The organism is Vibrio sp. PID17_43 (assembly GCF_002608565.1).
GTDB lineage: Bacteria > Pseudomonadota > Gammaproteobacteria > Enterobacterales > Vibrionaceae > Vibrio.
Genome location: NZ_LIXM01000002.1, coordinates 149432 through 162585, shown reverse-complemented (window position 1 = coordinate 162585; position 13154 = coordinate 149432). Strand labels below are relative to the sequence as shown.

At 48.4% G+C, this 13154-nt stretch carries 15 protein-coding genes; 14 read left to right on the top strand and 1 reads right to left on the bottom strand.

What is annotated here, in order from left to right; translation table 11 throughout:
* Positions 1-84: 84 nt before the first annotated feature.
* Genes AK965_RS02190 through AK965_RS02125 form a run of 14 tightly spaced genes read left to right on the top strand, consistent with a single transcriptional unit; the run spans position 85 to position 11271 of the window.
* Positions 85-393 carry an urease subunit gamma gene (locus AK965_RS02190; protein ID WP_099078066.1) on the top strand — a complete coding sequence of 103 codons (309 nt, stop codon included), beginning with the start codon at positions 85-87 and terminating at the stop codon, positions 391-393.
* An 8-nt stretch (positions 394-401) separates the two neighbouring features.
* Positions 402-824, top strand: a complete 423-nt coding sequence (locus AK965_RS02185) for an urease subunit beta (protein WP_099078065.1) — start codon at positions 402-404, stop codon at positions 822-824.
* A 52-nt stretch (positions 825-876) separates the two neighbouring features.
* Complete coding sequence (locus tag AK965_RS02180) at positions 877-2595, top strand: urease subunit alpha (protein ID WP_099078064.1); 1719 nt, start codon at positions 877-879, stop codon at positions 2593-2595.
* Positions 2596-2616: 21 nt separating this feature from the next.
* Positions 2617-3006: a fluoride efflux transporter CrcB gene (gene crcB / locus AK965_RS02175; RefSeq protein ID WP_099078063.1), complete on the top strand. Its 390-nt coding sequence runs from the start codon at positions 2617-2619 to the stop codon at positions 3004-3006.
* A 3-nt stretch (positions 3007-3009) separates the two neighbouring features.
* Positions 3010-3390 (top strand): CrcB family protein, encoded by a 381-nt coding sequence (locus tag AK965_RS02170; protein WP_099078062.1) that lies wholly within the window; start codon positions 3010-3012, stop codon positions 3388-3390.
* A 28-nt stretch (positions 3391-3418) separates the two neighbouring features.
* Positions 3419-3982 carry an urease accessory protein UreE gene (locus AK965_RS02165; protein ID WP_099078061.1) on the top strand — a complete coding sequence of 188 codons (564 nt, stop codon included), beginning with the start codon at positions 3419-3421 and terminating at the stop codon, positions 3980-3982.
* Positions 3983-4018: 36 nt separating this feature from the next.
* Positions 4019-4714 carry an urease accessory protein UreF gene (locus AK965_RS02160; RefSeq protein ID WP_099078060.1) on the top strand — a complete coding sequence of 232 codons (696 nt, stop codon included), beginning with the start codon at positions 4019-4021 and terminating at the stop codon, positions 4712-4714.
* A gap of 35 nt (positions 4715-4749) precedes the next feature.
* A complete protein-coding gene (gene ureG / locus AK965_RS02155) occupies positions 4750-5409 on the top strand; it encodes an urease accessory protein UreG (RefSeq protein WP_099078059.1) in 660 nt (219 codons plus the stop codon).
* Positions 5393-6325, top strand: coding sequence for an urease accessory protein UreD (locus tag AK965_RS02150; RefSeq protein WP_099078058.1), 933 nt, complete (start codon positions 5393-5395; stop codon positions 6323-6325). The genes ureG and AK965_RS02150 overlap by 17 nt, the downstream gene beginning before the upstream one ends.
* Positions 6326-6339: 14 nt before the next feature.
* Entirely contained in the window at positions 6340-7287 is a 948-nt protein-coding gene (yut, locus tag AK965_RS02145; protein WP_099078057.1) for an urea transporter, read from the top strand.
* Between the two features lie 27 nt (positions 7288-7314).
* Positions 7315-8292 carry an energy-coupling factor ABC transporter permease gene (locus AK965_RS02140; RefSeq protein WP_099078056.1) on the top strand — a complete coding sequence of 326 codons (978 nt, stop codon included), beginning with the start codon at positions 7315-7317 and terminating at the stop codon, positions 8290-8292.
* Between the two features lie 10 nt (positions 8293-8302).
* The gene (locus AK965_RS02135; protein WP_099078055.1) at positions 8303-9109 is read left to right on the top strand and encodes an energy-coupling factor transporter transmembrane protein EcfT; all 807 of its coding nucleotides are present in this window, start codon (positions 8303-8305) and stop codon (positions 9107-9109) included.
* A gap of 3 nt (positions 9110-9112) precedes the next feature.
* The gene (locus tag AK965_RS02130; RefSeq protein ID WP_099078054.1) at positions 9113-9886 is read left to right on the top strand and encodes an energy-coupling factor ABC transporter ATP-binding protein; all 774 of its coding nucleotides are present in this window, start codon (positions 9113-9115) and stop codon (positions 9884-9886) included.
* 53 nt (positions 9887-9939) lie between these two features.
* Complete coding sequence (locus AK965_RS02125) at positions 9940-11271, top strand: ammonium transporter (RefSeq protein ID WP_099078053.1); 1332 nt, start codon at positions 9940-9942, stop codon at positions 11269-11271.
* 331 nt (positions 11272-11602) lie between these two features.
* Here AK965_RS02125 and AK965_RS02120 read toward each other — a convergent pair whose 3' ends face one another.
* Positions 11603-12709, bottom strand: a complete 1107-nt coding sequence (locus AK965_RS02120) for a M20/M25/M40 family metallo-hydrolase (RefSeq protein WP_099078052.1) — start codon at positions 12707-12709, stop codon at positions 11603-11605.
* Between the last annotated feature and the right edge of the window lie 445 nt (positions 12710-13154).

Here is a 13154-nt window from a genome sequence, read left to right as displayed (position 1 = left end):
ACCGGCCACTAATGTTTTTTGCAGGAATTTATTTTTCTGCTTGGTCGCTTGGGAACAAATTCAGACGGTAATAAGGAGTGTTAAATGCAGCTAACGCCTAGAGAGCTAGACAAGCTATTGATTTACATGATGGCTGATGTCGCAGCCAAACGAAAAGCCAAAGGTCTAAAGTTAAATCATCCTGAAGCGGTAGCCTTGATCAGTGCCAGTGCATTGGACGGTGCTCGTGAAGGCAAGACGTTGGAAAAGGTAATGGAAGAGTCTAGAAACGTGCTCACCAGTGCTGATGTGATGGACGGTGTCGTAGACATGATTGCTTACGTTCAGGTTGAGGGTGTTTTCACCGATGGGAGCCGTTTGATCACGGTTCACGATCCTATTCAGAGAAAGTGAGGATAAGCATGCCTAAGAAAAACAACACCTCGGACGTCAAAGGCGTACCAGTCGGTGGTCTCGTTCTTGCGAAAGACGACATTGAGATTAATCAAGGCTACCCAGTCACAAAGCTAAAAATCAGAAACACAGGAGATCGCCCCATCCAAGTCGGTTCGCACTTCCATTTCTTCGAAGTTAACAAGTGTCTTTCGTTTGATCGGGAAGCGGCATTCGGCAAGCGTTTGAATATCCCAGCAACAACCGCACTCCGCTTTGAGCCAGGCGATGAGCGCGAAATAGAACTCGTTCCATTTCAGGGTAAACAACGGGTGGTTGGCTTTAACAACCTCGTTGATGGTTGGGTCGGCAATGAGCATGATCATGGCTACCGCCCCCGCCTTACTGAAGCGATGGAGAACATCTCCCGTTTTGATTACGGGAATAAATAACCCTCGATAGACACTGAAAAGAATGACGAGACTGAACGTCAAGGAGTGAGAAATGGCAAAGATTTCACGACGCGAGAATGCCGATCTATTTGGCCCTACCAAGGGCGATAAAATCCGACTAGGCGACACTTGCCTGCTGATTGAAGTAGAACAAGACCTGCGTGTATACGGCGAAGAAGCTGTCTACGGAGGCGGTAAGACCCTGCGTGACGGTATGGGTTTTGACTGTGAATTGACTAGTGCAGCCGGTGCACCAGATCTGGTGATCACTAGCGTGACCATCGTCGATGCCATTCAAGGGGTGGTCAAAGCCGACGTCGGCATTAAAAACGGCCACATTTGCGGCATCGGTAAAGCGGGTAACCCATCCATCATGGATGGCGTAACGGCAGGACTGGCCTGTGGTCCTGGTACTGAGGCTATCTCCGGTGAGCACCTGCTGCTGACTGCGGGTGGTATTGATGCCCACGTCCATTTTATCTCACCACAACAAGCAGAAGCGGCTCTAAGCAACGGCGTTACGACCTTATTCGGTGGTGGTGTTGGCCCAACAGACGGCACCAACGGTACCACTATCACGCCAGGAGTGTGGAACATTGAGATGATGATGCGCGCCTTTGACGACTGGCCTGTCAATGCGGGTCTTCTGGCGAAGGGTAACAGTTCTGCGCTTGCGCCTATCTACGAGCAGATCGAAGCTGGTGCCGCTGGCCTGAAAATTCACGAGGACTGGGGCAGCACACCGGGTGCTATCCGTGCATCACTGACTGCAGCCGACGAACTGGACGTTCAGGTGTGTATCCACACCGATACCCTGAACGAAGCCGGCTTTGTGGAAAACACCATCGCGGCATTCGAAGGCCGCACCATCCACACCTATCACACAGAGGGTGCAGGTGGTGGCCACGCACCGGACATCATCCGCGTTGCAAGCCTTAACAACGTGATACCAAGTTCGACAAACCCAACTATTCCATACGGTATCAACTCACAGGCAGAACTGTTCGATATGACAATGATATGTCACAACCTTAGTCCGAAAATACCGACTGACGTTGCGTTTGCAGAAAGTCGCATCCGCTCAGAAACCATTGCAGCAGAAAACGTACTTCACGACATGGGCGCGATTTCTATCCTCTCGAGTGACTCTCAAGCCATGGGCCGGGTGGGTGAGAACTGGTTGCGTACCATTCAGGCGGCTGATGTCATGAAAAAGCTGCGCGGAAAATTGTCTGAAGATGAAGAAGGCAACGATAACTTCCGTGTACTTCGCTATGTCGCGAAAGTGACCACTAACCCCGCGATTGCTCAGGGTATCAATCACCTTGTGGGCAGTGTGGAAGTGGGTAAATTTGCGGACCTAGTGCTTTGGGATCCTGCGTTCTTTGGCGCCAAACCTAAGATGGTGATCAAAGGCGGCCTGATTTCATGGTCGTTGATGGGCGATCCAAACGCCTCTCTGCCAACGCCGCAACCGGTTAATTACCGTCCGATGTTCGGCACCATGGGTTCAGCGAAGCACAAAACCCGCATCACCTTTACCTCCACCATTGCGCATGAAAATGGTGTGCAAGATCGCTACCAGCTAAAGTCCATTGTTGAACCTGTCTACTCGACACGTGCCGTGACGAAGAAACATATGGTTCGTAACAGTGAAACACCGCAGATCGAAGTGAACCCGGAAACGTTTGCAGTGACGGTCAACGGGGAACACGCAACGGTAGAGCCCGTCGAATCGATTGCGTTGAATCAGTTGTACTTCTTTAGCTGATATGAGGATAGAAACTAAGTAATGACAGCCTTAGATGTTATTTGGGTGGGGATCGGAGGTGGCGCAGGCTCAGTCCTTCGCTGGCAAGTGGGGAAGTGGATCACAGACAGATACAAAACCACATTTCCGCTCTCGACTTTCTTTCTCAACATATCGGGCGCTTTTGTTATTGCTTACCTATCGGTTCTGTTCAGTGTTGACTGGCAGAACCGATTCGGTGAGCCACTAAATGCTTTGATACTTACAGGCTTTCTCGGTGGTTACACCACGTTCAGTTCAATGCAGCTAGATGCGCTTAAATTGGTCGAAAATGGCAACAAAACCTTGGCCATTTTCTACTTAATTAGCAGCACGTGTGCGGGTTTGGTCGCTGCACTTGTCGGTGTTTGGCTTGCGTTGCATGCGGGGTGACACATGAACGGATTGTTTATTTTGGTGTTCATCGGTGGGTTTGTAGGTGCCGTCACGAGGGAGTTCATCATGTTAGTCACGCCCAAGCTGGCTGATGGTTTCCCCCTCGACATTTTTATCGCCAACATCGTTGCGTCTTTTTTGCTCGGTTTTGCAACGGGTCACCACAGGGGGAAACGTATTTCGGATGAACAGATTCTGTTGTTTGGTACAGGCGGGCTTGGAGGAATGTCTACCTTCTCAAGTTTTGCCTATGGCGCAGTCAGCGAGATCAGTAAGCCTGAGGGGGTACTGATATCAGTAGGGTATTTGATTGCCAGTTTGGTGGTGGGATTTTTCGCAGTCTACATAGGGATGCGAATCGCTTCGGCGACTGAAAGATAAATGCGCAAGCAGAACTAGGAGATAAAAAATGATAATGGTTGAACAAATTATTGGTAACGCGAAGGACGCGCAATGGGCTAATACGCTCAATGGATACGAACTAGACCAACTGCACCTGGAGCAGTGGGAAGCACCTAAAAACCGTATCCGTAAAAAATCCAAAAAAGGGCTCGAAATCGCGATTTCACTTCCCCGCGACCAGCAACTGAAAAACAACGACATTTTATACATTGACGAAGATAACCGCATTGTTGTCGTGACGGATATCAGCCTGAAAGACGTCATGGTTATCCGTTTGGACCAGTTTGACGACAAAGACGATTGGACAAAATTGGTTTTCCAACTAGGTCATGCGTTAGGTAATCAGCATTGGCCAGCCATCTTCAAAGACAATGTGGTTTATGTGCCTTTCTATGTCGATAGAAAAATCATGAGTTCAGTAATCCGTACCCATGCATTTGAAGGGATCAGTTTCGACTTTGCATCTGGGGATGAAATCGCACCGCTGCTTGACCCAAGTGAAATGCGATTGCTTTTTGCTGGCGCAGAGGCTTCAACGCACGATCATAGTCATGGACACCATCACGACTAGACGCTGATTCGCCGCACTGTAAACGGAGTTATTTATATGCAGCAATTGTCCTTAACACAGCTCGTCAGAATGGTTCAGCTCACCGACTCTGCGTTACCTATCGGTAATTTTGCGTTCTCCAATGGCTTGGAGTCAGCGTTGCAACTGGGCGTGGTGTCAGACGCCAAGACGTTGAAGTCATTCACCCAAACAGTTCTCAAGCAAAGTGGCCGTCTTGACGGCGTTGCCTTACTTCATGCGCACAGGGCTGCATTAAAGAACGACTTCGACAAGATTCTGGAGATTGATCAGGAGCTTTGGTCTCGTCGTGTTGGTGAAGAGCAACAACTGATGGTTAGCAGAATTGGTCGCAAGTTCGCTGAGCTGGTGGAGAAAACTGCGCCATCACCGTTGCTCTCCCGCTGGTTGAATGCTATTCGAGAAGAGAATACCCCGGGTTGTTTTGGTACCTCGCACGCTATCATTTTTTCTGAGATGGGTATTGATGAGCGACAGACGTTTGCCGTCCATCAATATGGTGTGGCCTCGATGGTATTGAGCGCAGCAATCCGCCTGATGAAAATCGACCACTACGACACCCAAAAAATACTGTTTGAAATTAATGAAAGTCTCGACGACGAATACGATGCTATCTCGCTAAAAACACTTGATGACATGAACTCGTTTGCGCCAACGTTGGATTGCCTGATGGGGCATCACACGCAGGCACATGTACGTATGTTTATGAACTAAATTTGTCCGTATGTCACATTCAAAAGGAATTAACAATGAAAAAAATTACGCGTATTGGTATCGGTGGCCCAGTTGGTTCAGGAAAAACAGCCATCATTGAAGCCATCACACCACGCCTTATCGCTCTGGGACTGAAACCTCTCATCATCACCAATGACGTTGTTACCACTGAGGATGCTAAACAGGTTCAACGCACACTGAAAGGCGTGTTGGTAGAAGAAAAAATTCTGGGTGTGGAAACGGGGGCTTGCCCACACACTGCGGTGCGAGAAGACCCATCAATGAACATTGCCGCTGTAGAAGAAATGGAACAAAAGTATCCAAACAGCGATGTTATTTTCATTGAGTCAGGCGGAGATAATTTGACCCTTACGTTTAGCCCGGCGCTGGCTGACTTCTACATCTACGTTATCGATGTGGCGGCAGGGGATAAAATTCCGCGTAAAAACGGGGCAGGTGTCTGTCAGTCAGACATTCTGGTGATCAACAAGCAAGATCTTGCCCCCTATGTCGGCGCTGATCTCTCTGTAATGGATCGTGACTCCAAGCTGATGCGTGGCGACAAGCCGTTTATTTTCACTAACTGCAAAACTGGTGAAGGTATCGACAACCTTATCCAACTGATCATGAACATGGCGTTGTTTGACATTGAGTATGATGCAAGCCTACTGGAGTTGGATGGCGACTATGCATGATAAATTAAAGCTAGTTTCAAATGCTTATGAACTAGACAATTATCGTGATGAACCGAAACAAATGCGCTCCGCAGCGCCCGGTAAGGTGGGTGAGCTTAAGCTCACCTTCACCAAAAGCGGTGATCGTTCTGTTCTAAGCCACCTTTACCGTGTGGTGCCTCTATTGGTCCAAAAAGCCCTATACTGGGACAACGAAATGCCAGAACTGCCGATCTGCTCGATGATTTCGGTTGGCGGTGGTGTTTTACAGGGCGACAGGTACCACATCGATATCAATGTGGAAGAAGGCGCTTGTGCCCACGTGACGTCTCAAGGGGCGAATCGTATCCACCAGATGGATGCCAACTATGCAGCGCAATACCAGAGCATTACGGTCGGGCCCGAAGGGTATTTGGAGTTCATGCCAGATTTCACCATTCTTTACAAAGACTCGCGCTACATTTCCCAAACCGACATTGTTATTTCCCCTGGGGCAAGCTTGCTTTACTCGGAAATGGTCATGCTTGGGCGCCTGCATCACCAGGAAGAGCGTATGGAGTTTGATCTGCTGTCACTGCTGACACGTGTTAAGACCCCAGACGGTAAAAACCTGTTCACTGAGAAAATCCTGCTTGAGCCGGAAAGCGATTTTCCTGAGAAGGTCGGTGAAATCATTGGCTTCAATGTGTTTGCTAACGTCATTTGTCTGACATCGAAAGAGCAGGCTGATGAAATTCGCCGCGAATACAAGGCCTTTTTCGCTGAAGACAAGTCTGTGTATGCCTCTATCTCTAACCTGCCAAACTCTGCGGGCATCATGCTGCGAGTCGTCGGGACGGAGAGTTATCTGGTGCGTGATCAGGTGACCCAATTCTGGCGGGTATGCAGAAAAGCAATTAAGAAACGCGATCTGCCGAGAAAGTTTGTCTGGAACTAAACAGGGGTAGAGAAATGAATAATTTTGTCACTTATTGCTTGAGAGGAACCAGCCAGGTGTTCTTTATGAACAATGCGCTGACGGGGGTTCTCTTTGCTTTTGCAATTGCTTACGCCTCTTTTGTTTCAGGACAATGGTCGACGGCGATTGGCGCGTTGCTCGGAGTGGTGATGGCGACAGCGGTTGCCGTTTGGCTAAAGCTTGATAAGGAGATGATTGAGTCAGGTCTGTATGGCTTTAACGGGGTGTTGTTTGGTATTGCACTTCCGACGTTTATTGCCAACTCAGTCGCCCTTTGGGTTCTTATTTTGGTTGGCGCAGCGTTCAGTGTAGTGGTGACTGAGGCGTTTAAAAACACCTTGACGAAAAAGCTTGGTATACCCGGGTCGACTGGGCCTTTTGTTCTGTGTGGCTGGCTGTTTATGGTCGCCGCATATAATTTCGGCCATGTTGATGTCTCAATGTATCCAAAGCCAGTGATTCCGACGGATTATGTGTCCGGCGAGATGTTTTTCCCATCCTTGTCTGAGTTGGTCACCATCTTTTTTAAAAACATCGGTGAGGTATATCTCCTTGGTTCTGCGGTTAGTGGTGCAATCATTCTGGCGGGCATCTTCATTGCGTCAATTCCTGCTGGGGTTGCTGCTGTTGGTGGTTCCATCGTTGCTATCGTGTTTGCCATCATCTTGGGGGCTAACCCAAATGCGGTAAGCGCAGGGCTTTACGGATTCAGCCCCGTACTGACTGCTATGGCAATCGGCGTGATATTTATGCCTGTCTCCACGCGAACGACGATGTTTGCCTTGTTTGCCACCATTATTACCGTTGTGCTGCAAGCCTCGTTCGACATTTTGATGCAGCCAGATGGCCTGCCTTCTTTCACCTTCCCGTATGTCTTTACGCTGTATGTCTTTATGGCAGCGAAAAACGTGATGGAAGTTGGAACAGAAAGCAAGGATTAACCCCTCAGGGGTTTAAGGATAGACATTATGCATATGAATGACGCGCTCATCTCTGCGTCTGTTGCTTTGCCCCTAATTGGTGTGGCTGCGGGTGCGATTGTAATGAGCTGTTATAAAGTGCAGCAAGAGGTGCAGGTTAATTCAAAACTCGTTGTCATGATGGCGGTGCTTGGTGCGTTTGTTTTCGCCGTTCAGATGGTGAATTTTGCTATTCCTGGCACTGGGGCCAGTGGGCACATGGCAGGGTCAATATTGCTGTCTGCGTTGCTTGGACCGTTTGCCGGGTTTGTCGTGATCTCTTCGGTGCTGATTATTCAGGCGCTCTTTTTTGCCGATGGTGGGCTGCTTGCTCTTGGGGCCAATATCGTCAACGTCGGTCTGATCCCTTGCTTCCTGATTTACCCTCTTATTTGGTGGCCGCTGACCTCACTGAAAACGGGAAAATTGTTCCTGTTTATCGCGTCAATCACCGCGGGTGTGCTGATGATGGTGCTTGGCGCGACAGGCATTGCCGTGATGACGCATGTCAGTGGCATCACTCATCTGCCGTTGGTGGAGTTTTTGGCTCTGATCGTGCCTATCCATCTGGTCATTGGTCTGTTTGAGGGAGTTATCACTGCGACAATCCTTCACTTTGCGTTGACCAACGATGATATCAAGCAGTTTCGCCCGATGTTGAGTGCGGAGCGCCAGAGCAGGTTTACCTCTGTGATGCTGCTGTGCTCTTTGATAGTGGGGGGCATGTTGAGCCTCTTTGCATCAGGAAACCCTGACGGCATGGAGTGGACAGTGGAAAAAATGGCCCACAATTCGCTCATCACCTTTGCCCCCGAGCCTGTGAATGACGTTCAGCAATCGCTAAGTTTTTTCTCTGATTATGATTTGAACGGAAAATTTCCGGTCATGGAAACGTCGATGGCAGGGATATTTGGGAGCGTATGCACGCTGGTATTTATCATGTCGTTGTTTTATTTGATTAAATTCATTTCAAAACGCGATAGCTGACGGAAAGCCAATGAAACTGTTGCAGTTATCACTTCGTAATTATCGAAGTATCGATGATTACAGCCGAAAGGATAATTTCATTACCCAACTGGACCCGCGGGCGAAGATCATCAGCGCGCTTGTTGTACTAATAGCGATAGTCAGTCAGGGAAGCTACTCAGTGACATCGCTGCTTCCTTTGCTGCTGTTCCCTGTTGTCATTATGGCGCTGGCGGATATTCCGTTCAAATTCCTGTCCGGAAAACTGCTGGTGATGTTGCCTTTCAGCCTCATGCTCGGGGTATTGAATCCTTTGTTGGACCAAGGGCAGTGGTTGACGCCGTGGGGGAGTGTGGTGTCCTCGGGGTGGCTGTCGCTAATCTCGATTGTCTTGAGGGTGTTGCTGTGCGTGTCTATTTCTCTCTTGCTGTTCAGCTCGACGGGGATCAAACCGATAGTGACGGCACTGCAGCGCATGAAAGTGCCCCGTGTTCTTACCACGCAAATTTATTTGCTCTACCAATTCTTCTTTGTGGTGGCAGAGGAATTTATCGCCATGTTACAGGCATACAGCCTACGCAAGGTGAAGAAAGAAAATGCCGTCCCGTTTGGGTTTTATAGCCAATTGTTGAAAATCCTTTTTGTCAAGTCGATGAACAGGTGCATTCGTATTCATCAAGGCATGTTGGCCAGAGGATTTACCGGACAGTTACACGAACACACGAGTCTTTCATGGCAGATGAAAGACTCTCTCTGGACGGTATTTTGGCTTTTCTTTTCATTTATTTGTTGGAAATACAACGTTGTCACCCAGTTGGGCAGCGTCTTTATGGGATAGAAAATGAGCCATCATCTGATTACATTTGACGACATTAGCTATGAGTACGACGACGGTAGTTTTGCCCTTGAAGGCATCAGCTTCCAGATTCATCACGGTGAGAAAATTGGATTGCTGGGGGCAAATGGTGCCGGTAAATCAACGTTAATTGGTGCTTTATCGGGTTTTATTCCGGTTACTCACGGTGCGATTTTCATTGGAAACCTAAAAGTGTGCGAGTCCAGCCTCAACACGGTTCGGCGGACGCTAGGTGTGGTATTCCAAAATCCGGACGACCAATTATTTATGCCTACGGTTTACGACGATATTGCATTTGGGTTGAAAAACCTTGGGGTGCCTGATGAAGACATTGATGCACGAGTTCGGGCTGCGCTGGTCGTAGTGGATGGGCTAAACATGATCGATAAACCACCATATAGACTATCGCTGGGGCAAAAAAAACGTGTTGCGATTGCAGGGGTTATCGCAATGGAGCCCCATGTTTTGGTACTGGATGAACCAACTAGCAGCTTAGATCCGATCGCACGGGAAAATGTCATCCGGATTATCAAATCCTTTACACACAGCCAACTCATTGCCACGCATGATCTCGACATGGTGCTTGAGGTTTGTGACCGAGTTGTTGTGCTAAAGGAAGGGAAACTGGTTTGTAGTACAAGGCCAGCCGAATTGTTCTCTGATGAAAAAGCACTGAGGGAATTTGGGTTGACGCTGCCTTTGTCGATGAAACCCGTCCAGTGCCCGGGTAAACCCACATTGTATCGCAGTAACTCATAATGTTGGTTTTGTTTTTATTAACATAGATTTAGATGCAATAGAAAGGATACGATATGGATATTTTAAACAGTGGTGATACAGCGTTTCTTTTGCTATGTACCGCGTTGGTTTTATTGATGACGCCTGGCCTTGCTTTGTTCTATGGCGGCTTGGTCCGGGAGCGTGACTCGCTCACCATCATGCTGCAAAACTTCATTTGCATGGGTGTCGTTTCCATCATTTGGGTGTTTGGTGGTTTTAGCCTCGCTTTCGGTCATGATGTAGCCGGTGTGATTGGTTCGTTAACCCAGTTTATGGGGATGAGGCACATTGGAGCAGTGCCAAATGATGCGTATGCACCAAACGTTCCCTTCATTTTGTTTTTCGCCTACCAAATGATGTTTGCCATCATTACACCGGCACTCATAACTGGAGCATTTGCAGGGCGATTCCGGTTTGGGCCTTATCTGAAATTTATCATCCTGTGGACACTGCTGATTTATATTCCGGTTGCGCACTGGGTGTGGGGTGGCGGTTTCCTCTCCAAACTTGGTGTGGTGGATTTCGCCGGGGGTATTGTGGTTCACGCCACGGCGGGCGTGTCAGCGCTGGCTACGGCGTTGTATGTTGGCAAGCGTGTTAGCGTTCGCAAAGGCGAACATGAGTTGCCGGCAAACCTGCCTTTGGTGGCTGTCGGTGCCGGCTTGCTGTGGTTTGGTTGGTTTGGCTTTAACTCCGGCGGTGCCTATGCGGCAAACGAGCTTGCCGCTTACGCCTTTACCAACACCACCCTTTCTGGTTCAACGGCCATGTTGGTCTGGATGTTCTGGGAGTGGCGTGAGCGTGGCCGACCTTCCTTCTCTGGTACCTTGGTTGGGGCTGTGGCAGGTCTCGCTACCATTACACCAGCGGCAGGGTATGTTGAACCAAGCTCAGCCATATTAATCGGCTTGATTGGGGCAACTGCGTGTTACTTTGCCAAGCACATTCAGGAGAGGCTAGGCGTGGATGATGCGTTGGAAGTGTTCCGCGCCCACGGCATTGGCGGTATCGTCGGTTCCATTTTGGTGGGTGTTTTGGCAAGTGAAGCAATTGATAAAGTCGAGGCTAGCGTTTACCAAGTGTTTATCCAGATCGTGGGTGTTGTTGTGGTGTCTGTGTATTCATGGTTTATCACAATGTTTATCCTGAAGTTGGTTGACCGCAATGGTGATTTGAAAGCCCCTGATGAGATGCAAGAGAAGGGGCTTGATTTTGCCGGTTTGGGTGAGCATGCCTATCACTATGATGACGTTGGTGAGGATGACATCGTCGCTGGTGGGTTTAACGATGGGGAAGAAACCTCAGGCGAAGAAACCTCAGACGAAGAAACCCCAAAGGAAAATGGTGAACCACCCAAACAGTGATAGGACTGGGACGGTTTTCAGGCACTACGAGATAGAGTAGTACACTTACAAACACGCGGAAATCCAGAAAGGATTTCCGTTTTTTTCTGATTACTTTATGCGACACACGGCAGAGTTAGCAGTTCGGGTTTGTACAGTTGGAAGCCTTGGAAAAGGTCGAACCCCAGTGTCTTTGCTGTACGGTACGCTTCATCAGTTTTGATTTTGTCTGCCAACAACTATTGCCAAGTTGGCATGGTAGAAAATAGAAGAAAGGATAGAGAGCGGGTAACGCTCCCCTCCATTATCGACAGGGCGATATAAAGGGGAGTCTGTGGTTACTTCTGCAAAATCATTTCACTAGGAAGTGCTTAACGAATTCAGTGATTTTCACCATATCGTCAACCGTGATGAACTCTTCAGTGGTGTGTACTTTTGCCATACCAGTAGAAAGGTTGACCGTTGTTAGGCCTTTCTTGTTGAAGTTATTTGCATCGCTACCGCCGCCAGTGCCTTTGGTGAATGCATCGATGCCCATGTCAGCGAACGCCGCTTTGATTGCGGTTACGTGAGCATTGTCTTCTTCGATTACAAATGCATCGTATGCGCGGCTTGATTCGATTTCGACTTCCGCACCGTGTTTTTCAGCCACAAATTCGAAGGTTGAGATCATGTGCTTCACTTGCGCATCGAGCTTCTCACCGTTTAGTGAGCGAGCTTCCGCAACGATGGTGAGTTCAGGCATCACGATGTTGGTTGCTTGGCCGCCGTTAACCATACCGATGTTCGCGGTGGTTTCTTCATCGATACGCAGCAGATTCATTTGGGTGATAGCATCTGCTGCTACCATGATTGCGCTGATGCCTTCTTCTGGTGCAAGACCTGCGTGTGCCGGGCGACCTTTGATTGTCGCAACGATTTTTTGTTGGCCCGGTGCCGCCGTCACGATAGTACCGATAGGGCCGCCTGTATCGAGTACGATTGCTTCCGTTGACGTTACATGCGACATATCGAAGTATTCAGAACCAAACAGGCCACCTTCTTCATGTACTGTGAACGCCAATTCCAGTGTTTTGTGCTCTAGGTTTTCAGCTTGGATGCAACGAACTGCTTCCATAATGGCTGCAATACCAGATTTGTCATCACCACCAAGAATCGTGTTGCCTTTCGAGCGGATGATGCCGTCTTCGATGATTGGCTCGATGCCAATACCTGGTGTTACGGTATCCATATGGCAGCTGATTAGAATAGAGCCTTCTTTTTTACCTTCCAAACGTGCGTATACGTTGAAACCGTTTGAGATGTGCTCAGGAACTGGAAGTTTATGAACCGCGAAGCCGAGTTCGCCCAGTTGCTCTGCCAGTGTTTCTGCGATTTGTTTTTCGTTCATTGTTTCGCTGTCGATACGAACTAATTGGCAGAAGTGTTCAACTAAACGTTCTTGATTAATTTGTGTCATTAGGTGTCTCATTCTTTCTTGGTCGAGATCGTCGCCATGAAGCTGGGATCACGAAAGGGAACAGAACTTCTCTTATTACACACCTTCTTCTAGCGAAAACTGCGTTGAGTCAAAGAAGAGACCTGCCTGACATTCTTCTGACCATCAAAAATCACGAAGTGATGGTGTGGTCACGCTCTTCGTTAGTGGGAGCAAAAGCGTTGATTTTCAATTTAACCACACCTTTGCGAAACTAGAGAGCGGAAAGGGTGGGATGGTTTTTGTCGGCACTTTGCTTATTTTTCGTACCAAGCAGAAAAAGAGACATACAAAGTATGACGAAAGTGGCGTTTACCCATCATTGAATTAAATGAATTGCATTCATCGTGATACATTTATAAGTGTAATATTATGTTTCTATTCGTTTTAACAGCATGATATTTAACATAAAAATAACACCAAAGCC